3 protein-coding genes are annotated in these 5,215 nt (G+C 72.5%); 2 read left to right on the forward strand and 1 reads right to left on the reverse strand.

Annotated elements, in window-relative coordinates; translation table 11 throughout:
• Window positions 1–169 precede the first annotated feature (169 nt).
• Window positions 170–2,788 carry a glycosyltransferase family 1 protein gene (locus ACIBNA_RS44750; protein ID WP_399171218.1) on the reverse strand — a complete coding sequence of 873 codons (2,619 nt, stop codon included), beginning with the start codon at window positions 2,786–2,788 and terminating at the stop codon, window positions 170–172.
• 289 nt (window positions 2,789–3,077) lie between these two features.
• On the opposite strand from ACIBNA_RS44750, the gene ACIBNA_RS44755 reads away from it, so the two are divergent.
• Window positions 3,078–4,280: a S8 family peptidase gene (locus ACIBNA_RS44755; protein WP_399171220.1), complete on the forward strand. Its 1,203-nt coding sequence runs from the start codon at window positions 3,078–3,080 to the stop codon at window positions 4,278–4,280.
• Between the two features lie 215 nt (window positions 4,281–4,495).
• On the forward strand, window positions 4,496–5,215 hold a 720-nt coding region (locus tag ACIBNA_RS44760), incomplete at its 3' end, for a maltotransferase domain-containing protein (RefSeq protein WP_399171222.1).

Below are 5,215 nucleotides of genomic sequence, written 5' to 3' on the forward strand. Positions count from 1 at the left end.
AACACCCCAGGCCGTTCATCTGGACCAAGACCGCCGACGAGATCCTCGACAAAGTAGCCGCCTACTGCCGACGAATCTCCGACTCAGGTCACTAGGGGCGCGGGGCTGTATCGATGTGCGGCTCCGCCGCGTGGGCACGACCAGCCCCCACGCACCCGCAGACGGCAGCTCACCGCATCAACAACCCCGCAGCCTCCACCAGTTCCTCAGAGGGCCCGGCCACCAGACCCAGCTCCGCGCTAGAGGCCAAAAGCCGATGCGCAGGAAGGATCCGCACCGTATACCCAAAGGGCCCGGTGCGATCCAGAGACAAGGACCCCTCATACACCCAGCGCCCGTCCTGGTCGGGAGACCCCACCGGCTTCAGCGGCACAGCCGACGCATCGGCAATGCGATCCTCCTCGTCAACTCGCCCCGAAACCACCTGCACCTCGACATCATCGGGCCCGAGAGCGCCGAGCCCCACCCGCACCCGCAACCCCAGCGTCGTCCCGAGCTCCGCCAGCGCCGCAGCCGCAGACGTCTCCACATGGTCGACAGTGACGCCCGGCCAGGCTGCCCGCACCCGCCCCTTCCACTCGGCGAGCTCCCGCGCCGCGTCCGGAACCATGGACCGGTGGGCGAGCGCCGCCGGCGAGTAGAGCCGCTCGACGTACTCGCGGACCATCCGCCCGGCCAGCACCTTCGGCCCGAGCAGGCTCAACGTCTGGCGGACCATCTCGATCCACCGGTCGGGCAGCCCGCTCTGCCCGCGCTCGTAGAAGCGGGGCGTCACCCGCTGCTCCAGCAGGTCGTACAGCGCCGCGGCCTCTATGTCGTCGCGATGGTCCGGGTCGGTCCCGACACCGTCGGCCGTGGGGATGGCCCAGCCGAAGTCCGGCTGGAACCACTCGTCCCACCAGCCGTCCAGGACGGACAGATTGAGACAACCGTTGAGCGCCGCCTTCATCCCGGAGGTGCCGCAGGCCTCCAGCGGGCGAAGGGGGTTGTTCAGCCAGATGTCACAGCCCGGGTAGAGCTTCTGCGCCATCCCCATGCCGTAGTCCGGCAGGAACACGATCCGGTGCCGTACCCGCGGATCGTCCGCGAACCGCACCAGCTCCTGCACCAGGCGCTTCCCCCCGTCGTCCGCGGGATGCGCCTTGCCCGCCACGACGATCTGGATCGGCCGCTCGGGATGCAGCAGCAGATCCATCAGCCGGTCGCGGTCGCGCAGCATCAGCGTCAGGCGCTTGTACGACGGGACGCGCCGCGCGAAGCCGATGGTGAGGACGTCCGGGTCGAGCACGCCGTCGATCCAGCCCAGCTCGGCCGTATGGGCGCCGCGCTGCCGCCAGGAGGCCCGCAGCCGCTCCCGCACCTCCGTCACGAGCTGCTCGCGCAAGCCCCGCCGCAGCTCCCAGATCTCCTGGTCGGGGATGTCCGCCACCGCGTCCCAGCGATCCGAGCCGCCGACGGTCAGCGCGTCCTCGGCGCGGTGGGCGCCGATCTGCCGGGCGCCGAGCCGGAACACCTCGGGGGCAACCCAGGTGGGCGCGTGCACACCGTTCGTCACGGACGTGATCGGCACCTCGTCGGCGTCGAATCCGGGCCACAGGCCGGAGAACATCTCGCGGCTGACGTTGCCGTGCAGCAGGGACACGCCGTTGGCGCGCTGGGCGAGGCGCAGGCCCATCACGGCCATGTTGAACAGGTTGGGCTCGCCGCCGGGGTAGGTCTCCATGCCGAGCCTGAGGACGCGGTCGACGTCGATGCGGGGCAGCTCGGCGTCGGGGCCGAAGTGGCGGGCGACCAGCTCGCGGTCGAAGCGGTCGATGCCGGCCGGGACGGGGGTGTGGGTGGTGAAGACGGTCCCGGCGCGGACCGCCTCCAGCGCGGAGTCGAAGTCCAGGCCCTCGGCACAGAGCTCGGCGATCCGCTCCAGGCCGAGGAACCCGGCATGTCCCTCGTTCGTGTGGAACACCTCCGGCTCGGGGTGCCCGGTCAGCCGGCAGTACGTGCGCACCGCCCGGACCCCTCCTATGCCCAGCAGCATCTCCTGGAGCAGCCGGTGCTCGCTGCCGCCGCCGTAGAGGCGGTCGGTCACGCCGCGCTCGCCGAGGTCGTTCTCCTCGACGTCCGAGTCCAGCATCAGCAGCGGGACCCGGCCGACCTGCGCCAGCCAGATCCGGGCGTGCAGCTGCTTGCCGCCGGGCAGGGCGAGGGCGACCTGGGCGGGGGTGCCGTCGGCCTCCTCCAGGAGGACGACGGGCAGCTCGTTGGGGTCGAGGACGGGGTAGTGCTCCTGCTGCCAGCCGTCCCGGGACAGGGTCTGGCGGAAGTAGCCGTGCCGGTAGAGCAGGCCGACGCCGATCAGCGGGACGCCGAGGTCGCTGGCCGCCTTCAGGTGGTCGCCGGCCAGGATGCCGAGGCCGCCGGAGTACTGGGGCAGGGCGGCCGTGATGCCGAACTCGGGCGAGAAGTAGGCGATCGCGGCGGGAAGTTGGTCGGGCTGGGCCTGGTACCAGCGGTCGCCGGTCATGTAGTCGTTCAGATCGCCCGCGACCGCGGCGAGGCGGCGCAGGAAGCGGCGGTCTGAGGCCAGGTCCGCGAGCCGCGCGGGCGGCACGCTGCCCAGCAGCCGGACCGGGTCGCCGCCCGAGGCGGCCCAGCGCTCGGGGTCGACGGACTGGAACAGGTCACGGGTCTCCGCATGCCACGACCAGCGCAGATTGCGGGCCAGATCGCTGAGCGGCCGGAGGGGTTCGGGGAGAACGGGTCGGACGGTGAATCGACGGATCGCCTTCACGGGTTCCACCTCGGCGCATTCGCAGGATGACGCAGGGTTCTGACACAGGGCTTCATCGACGTCACCTACGACAGTACCGGCGTCGGTGCCGCCGCCGGTGAAGCTCCGCCACCCAATCCCCGATCGTCCGGAACCGCCCCGTCCACGGATATGGCCGATTCCGCCCCCATAGGCGTCCTTGTGGCGCTTCACACGCCACGAGAGGCTGCCCCTGGCGTACCGGCCCGCGCCGGCCGCACGCGGCGCCCCGCGGCAGCCGTACGCCGACTCGAGGAGGGGAACTCGGACCATGGCACGGACGCGCGCACGGCGTCTGCGCTGGACGGGGGGCCTGACGGCGGCGATCTGTGCCGCGGCGTTTTCGGCCACCACCCTGCCCGCGCACGCCGTACCGGAGGGGCGGATACTCGGCGCCGGAGAACCCGGCTCCGTGCACGGAAGTTACCTGGTGACACTGGAGGAGGGCACACGGGCTCCGTCGGCGGCGGGACAGCGTCTCGCCGAGCAGTACGGGGTGGACATCAGCCACACCTACGGCACCGTCCTGAACGGCTACGCGATCAGGACCGACGACAGACGGGCCAGGCAGCTCGCCGCCGACCCCCGGGTCGCCTCGGTCGTCCAGGACACCCGCGTGCGGCTGGACCACACCCAGCACGAGCCGCCCTCCTGGGGGCTGGACCGCGTCGACCAGCCGAGCCTGCCGCTGGACCGGAGCTACACCTGGCCCAAGGCGGCGGGCGCCGGGGTGACGGTGTACGTGATCGACACCGGCGTCCGGACCACGCACAGGGATTTCGGTGGCCGGGCGGGCCACGGCTGGGACTTCGTCGGGAACGACAGGGTCGCGTCGGACGCCAACGGCCACGGCACGCACGTCGCCGGGACGGTGGCCGGGACGGCCCACGGTGTCGCCAAGAAGGCCCGCATCGTCTCCGTACGCGTCCTCGACACCGCGGGGGCGGGCACCACGGCCCGGGTGATCGCCGGGATCGACTGGGTGACCCGGCACGCGGAGCAGCCCGCCGTCGCCAACCTCAGCCTGGGCGGCCCGCGCAACGAACGGCTGGACGCCGCCGTCCGCGCCTCCATCGCCTCCGGCGTCACCTACACGGTCGCCGCGGGCAACGACGGCAGGCCGGCCGGCCTGTACTCCCCCGCGAGCGTCAGGCAGGCGATCACGGTCGGCGCGACCGGCTTCAGGGATGCGAAACCGGCCTTCTCCAACCACGGCCCGGCCCTCGATCTCTTCGCCCCGGGCGTGCACATCACCTCCGCGTCCGCCACGAGCGACACGGCACGGGCCGCGGCCTCGGGCACATCGATGGCGGCACCGCACGCCGCGGGCGCGGCCGCGCTGTATCTGGCCGACCACCCGAAGGCGGCTCCGGCCCAGGTCAGCAGGGCCCTGACCACGCGAGCGGCGACCGGGAAGATCTCCGGTCGGGGACTCGGCTCGCCGGACAAGTTACTGCGGGTGCCGCACACCTAGGGCGAAGGAGCAGCCACGCGAAGGGGCCGGCCTCGTCCGTCGCGGACGAGGCCGGTCTTGTGTGTCGACATACGCGTGAGTAGTTAACAAAGTGCCGGATTGCCCACCCGAATAGGGTGGGAAGGCTCCTCCGGGTACCCCTCTCAGGAGCACCATGCAGGACCCACCTCCCCACAGACATCCGCCCACCCACGTTGACGCGGACAGGAGCGGTCATGCCCGCCAAGCACCATTCGCCAGCACCCCCCAACCGCCGCACCACCGGGGCGCGCGCGCCCGGCGGCGAAGCACGCCCCGCGCGCCCGGCCGACGCCGGTCCGCAGGTCGCGCCACCACCCCCCGTGGGCGACGCGACCGCCGTCGGGCGCATACCCGTTCTCGATGTCCGCCCGGTCGTCCAGCGCGGACGCCGGCCGGCCAAGGCCGTGACCGGCGAGACCTTCGAGATCTCGGCGACCGTGTTCCGGGAGGGGCACGACGCGGTCGCCGCCAATGCCGTCCTGAAGGATCCCGAGGGCCGCCCCGGCCCGTGGACGCCGATGCGTGAGCTGGCCCCCGGGACGGACCGGTGGGGCGCCGAGGTCACCGCCGGGGAGCCCGGCCTGTGGTCGTTCACCGTGGAGGCGTGGGGCGATCCGGTCAGCACCTGGCGCCATCACGCGCGGATCAAGATCCCGGCGGGCATGGACACGGACGTCGTCCTGGAGGAGGGCGCGCGCCTGTACGAGAGGGCGGCCGCCGGTGTGCCCGAGGAGGGGGGCCGGCGGGACGTGATCCTCGCGGCCGTCGCATCCCTGCGGGACGAGAACCGCCCGGCGGCGGCGCGGCTGGCGGCGGCGTTGACGCCTGAGGTGGACGAGGTCCTGGCCCGGCATCCGCTGCGGGACCTGGTCACCACCTCCGAGCCGCTGCCCCTCCTGGTCGAGCGGGAGCGG

It is taken from the genome of Streptomyces sp. NPDC050164, assembly GCF_044459945.1.
GTDB lineage: Bacteria > Actinomycetota > Actinomycetes > Streptomycetales > Streptomycetaceae > Streptomyces > Streptomyces coeruleorubidus_A.

Excerpts from the sequence above, each read along its gene's own strand:
- ACIBNA_RS44755 (WP_399171220.1), top strand. The coding sequence starts at position 3,078 with ATGGCACGGACGCGCGCACGGCGTCTGCGCTGGACGGGGGGCCTGACG.